Origin of the sequence: Streptomyces botrytidirepellens, from assembly GCF_003721215.1 — a bacterium.
GTDB classification, from domain to species: Bacteria; Actinomycetota; Actinomycetes; order Streptomycetales; family Streptomycetaceae; genus Streptomyces; species Streptomyces himastatinicus.
The window spans coordinates 1-3,467 of the sequence record NZ_RIBZ01000571.1; the positions used below are offsets into that span (position 1 = coordinate 1).

Annotated in this window: 3 protein-coding genes and 1 pseudogene; 3 read left to right on the forward strand and 1 reads right to left on the reverse strand. The window is 74.3% G+C overall.

The features are described from left to right. Window positions 1–495: pseudogene (locus EEJ42_RS32965) on the reverse strand (hypothetical protein); the annotation flags it as partial. Window positions 496–705: 210 nt separating this feature from the next. Here EEJ42_RS32965 and EEJ42_RS32970 point away from each other — a divergent pair. From EEJ42_RS32970 to EEJ42_RS32980, 3 genes are all read left to right on the forward strand, one after another. Next, window positions 706–1,185, forward strand: a complete 480-nt coding sequence (locus EEJ42_RS32970) for an NUDIX hydrolase (RefSeq protein WP_123105649.1) — start codon at window positions 706–708, stop codon at window positions 1,183–1,185. Between the two features lie 55 nt (window positions 1,186–1,240). Then, window positions 1,241–2,053, forward strand: a complete 813-nt coding sequence (locus EEJ42_RS32975) for a 3-hydroxybutyrate dehydrogenase (protein ID WP_123105651.1) — start codon at window positions 1,241–1,243, stop codon at window positions 2,051–2,053. Continuing rightward, window positions 2,038–3,467 (forward strand): GAF domain-containing protein (locus EEJ42_RS32980; protein ID WP_246097541.1); only part of this gene is annotated, 1,430 nt, incomplete at its 3' end. The genes EEJ42_RS32975 and EEJ42_RS32980, both read left to right, overlap by 16 nt.

Here is a 3,467-nt window from a genome sequence, read left to right on the forward strand (position 1 = left end):
CAGCAGGACCGCGCCGCTCGCGACCCACCCCGCGGGCGGACCGCTCACCGCCGCGGTGAGCGTGGTCGTCAGGGCCAGCAGCCACAGGGCGAGCCGGAGCGCGGTCCGCCGGGCGGCCCACGCGGCGCAGCAGGCCGCGCCGGTGGCCAGGGTCAGCTGGGCCGCGTCCAGCCCCTGGCGGCCACTCGGACCGCTCCACCCGGCCAGGGACAGGCCGAGCCCCGCGAGCCCGGCGGCGGCCCCGCAGGCGACCGGCAGGAGCGATCCGGCGATGCGGCCGCAGGCGTACCCGGCGGCCACGGCCAGTACGGCGAGCAGCACCCCCTCGGGGCGCGCGGTGCGCCCCATGGCGGAGATGAGCGCCCAGAGGGCGCAGGAAGCGAGGATCGCCACGCCCGCGATGTCGGGCAGACTGCCCAGCGGCTGGCTGTAGTGATCGCTGTCGTGGTCCTGGTCGTGATTCCTTACGACCGGTTCCAGCGCAGATGACGTCATCCCGTCGACCCCCCGTCGTGACGGGCATCGCGCGGCGACCGGAAGTCGCGTCGCGTGCCATGCACCAGGAACGGTAGCGCCAGCGGCGAGTTATGTGTATATGTTGCGCAGAAACGATGTGTCAGTGGTGAAACGTGCCCCGAGCGCACAGAACGGGCGCCCGGCGCAGGTCACCGGCGCGGATTCGGGTCCGGCGGATACCCTCGGCGCATGGCGACCCCTGACTTCATCCGCGGCCTGCGGGCCTCCATCGGCCATCAACTCCTCTACCTGCCGGGCGTGAGCGCCGTCGTCTTCGACGACGAGGACCGGGTGCTGTTGGGCCGCCGGGCCGACAACGGCCGCTGGGCGATCATCTGCGGCATCCCCGAACCGGGCGAGCAGCCCGCCACGGCGGTGGTGCGCGAGGTGCACGAGGAGACCGCGGTGCGCTGCGTTCCGGAGAGCATCGTGCTCGTACGGACGCTGGCGCCGGTGACGTACCCCAACGACGACCAGTGCCAGTTCATGGACGTCTGCTTCCGCTGCCGCGCGGTGGGCGGCGAGGCGCGGGTGAACGACGACGAGTCGCTGGACGTGGGCTGGTTCCCGCTCGACGCGCTGCCGGAGCTGGAGGACTTCTCGCTCATCCGGATCAAGCAGGCGCTCGCCGAGGGGCCGACGTGGTTCGACCCCATCCCGGCGGAGTGAAGAGTGTGCCGCGCCCCCATCGGTCCGGGCGCGGCCGCCGCCTAGTGTGCCGCTCATGAGCGCGTCCCCCGCATCCAGTTCCGAAGCCCCAGGGCTCGCCGGCCGTACCGCAGTCGTCACCGGCGCCGCCGGGGGCATCGGGCGGGCGTGCAGCCTGCGGCTGGCGGCCGCCGGGGCGCGGGTCCGGGCGGTCGACATGGACACCGAGGGGCTGGCCGACCTGGTCGCGTTCGCCGACAAGACGGCCGACAAGACGGCTCGCCCGTCCGGCACCGTGGAGGCGTACGCCCTGGACCTGACCGACCTCGACGAGGCTGAACGGGCCGCCGAGGGTGCCGACATCCTGGTCAACAACGCGGGGATCCAGCTCGTCCGCCCGATCGAGGACTTTCCGCCGGAGGTCTTCTCCCGGGTGCTCACGGTGATGCTGGAGGCCCCGTTCCGGCTGGTGCGCGGCGCCCTGCCGGGGATGTACGAGCGCGGCTGGGGGCGGATCGTGAACATCTCCTCCGTGCACGGGCTGCGCGCCTCCGCGTACAAGTCCGCGTATGTGGCCGCCAAACACGGTCTGGAGGGGCTCTCCAAGGTCGCCGCCCTGGAGGGCGCGCCCCACGGGGTGACGTCCAACTGCGTCAACCCCGGCTATGTACGCACCCCACTGGTCGAGCGTCAGATCGCCGACCAGGCCGCGGCGCACGGCATCTCCGCGGAGCGCGTCGTCTCCGAGGTGCTGCTGGCCGACGCGGCGGTCAAGCGGCTCGTCGAGCCGGAGGAGGTGGCGGAGGCCGTGGCGTATCTGTGCGGTCCGCACTCCTCGTTCATCACCGGCGCCTCGCTCAGCATGGACGGCGGATGGACGGCCCACTGAACGGCTCCCCGGACAGCTCCTCGAACGGTCCGCCGTACGAGCGGCCGGACGGCCCCCTGCCCGGCCGCTCGGCGGACCGCTCACCGGGCCGCGCCGCCTCCGGCGGGAGTACGCCCAGGTCCGACGATCCGCCGGAGACCCCGTACCTGGAACTGCTCGCCCGTGGCGCGCCCGCCGAGGCATACGAGCGCCCCGGCCTGCGGGCGCGCGCCGAGGGCGCCCCGGCCGAGCGGCTGGCCGCCCTGGAGCGCGCCAAGCTGCTCGCCCTGCGGGTACGCGGCGAACTGGAGGGGCGCAGGCGACGCGAGGCCGAGCTGTCCGCGCTCTTCGAGACCGCCCACGACCTCGCCGGGCTGCGCGATCTGGACGCGGTCCTCCAGGCCATCGTGCAGCGCGCCCGCTCGCTCCTGGGGACCGAGGTCGCGTACCTGACCCTCAACGACCCGACCGCCGGGGACACCTACATGAGGGTCACCGACGGTTCGGTCTCGGCGCGCTTCCAGCAGCTGCGGCTCGGCATGGGGGAGGGACTGGGCGGGCTCGTCGCCCAGACCGCGCGCCCCTATGTGACCGACAGCTACTTCGACGACCCCCGGTTCCAGCACACCCGCACCATCGACGCGGGCGTCAGCGACGAGGGCCTGGTCGCCATCCTCGGGGTGCCGCTGCTGCTCGGCAGCGGCGTCATCGGCGTGCTGTTCGCGGCCGACCGTCGCGTCCGCGTCTTCGAACGCGAACAGATCGCCCTGCTGGCCTCCTTCGCCGCGCACGCGGCCGTCGCGATCGACACGGCCAACCTGCTCGCCGAGACCCGGACGGCGCTGGCCGAACTGGAGGCCGCCAACGAGATCATCCGGGACCGCAGCGGTGTCATCGAGCGCGCCTCCGAGGTCCACGACCGGCTCACCGAGCTGGTGCTGCGCGGTGGCGGGGTGCAGGACGTCGCCGCCGCCGTGGCCGAGGTGCTGAGCGGATCCGTGGAGTTCCTGGAGGCGGACGCGGCGCCCGCGGGCGCCCTCGACCGGTCGCGGGCCGACGGCCACGCCGTACGCCACGGCGAGGACTGGGTCGCGGCCGTCTCCGCGGGCGGCGAACTCCTCGGCGCGCTCGTCCTGCACGGCCACCCCCGGCTCGACCCCGTGGACCAGCGCACCCTGGAGCGCGCCGCCATGGTCACCTCACTGCTCCAGCTCGCCCGCCGGTCGGCGGGCGAGGCCGAACAGCGGGTGCGCGGCGAGCTGCTGGACGACCTGCTCGACGCGCCCGACCGGGAGCCGCGGCTGCTGCGGGAGCGGGCCGCGCGGCTGCGGGCGGACCTGGACGCGCCCCATGTCGTCCTCGCCGCGGGCATCGACGCGCCGCGCTCCGAGCCCGCGGCCGAACCCGCTCCCGCCGCCGAGGACGCCGCCGACCG